We start from the raw sequence: 448 nt of genomic DNA, 5'->3' as shown, positions 1-448 counted from the left end.
AAGAACCCCTCGCTGGCCGGGCGCTATCGCGGCGATCACGCCGGGCCGGGCCTCTATCCCGTGCTCTCCACCGCCGCCGTCATCCTGCACGGGCAGACGCTGCCGGTGCACGGCACGCTGAGCGTGACAGGCGTCGCGCAAGCCTATGCCGACGGCTACGGCGACCAGGGCATCGCCATCGGCATCGTCACGCTCTCCTGCCAGTCGGCCCTGGGCGACGTGGTGCAGGCGGTGGCGCAGGCGCCGGCCTTCACGGCGTTGGTCTCCAGCTTCGAGTTGGACGCGGGGACGCCGATCGCCACCGACACCATCACATTGCCGGGGCTCCCGGCCGACGACGAGGACGCCCCATGAAGCGCGTTTATTGCTTGCCGCTGACCGAGCCGCCGGTCCCCTTGCCCACGGGTGAGCCCTGGCCGGCCGAGGGTCGAGAGGTGCCGCTCAGCGA

Annotated in this window: 1 protein-coding gene; it reads left to right on the top strand. The window is 71.4% G+C overall.

The features are described from left to right. Positions 1-354: hypothetical protein (locus tag V5F77_RS29140; protein WP_429008520.1), on the top strand; the 354-nt coding region annotated here is incomplete at its 5' end. Between the last annotated feature and the right edge of the window lie 94 nt (positions 355-448).

This window comes from Roseixanthobacter psychrophilus (assembly GCF_043195195.1).
Taxonomy (GTDB): domain Bacteria; phylum Pseudomonadota; class Alphaproteobacteria; order Rhizobiales; family Xanthobacteraceae; genus NCEH01.
This window is presented reverse-complemented; position numbering and strand designations above follow the sequence as displayed.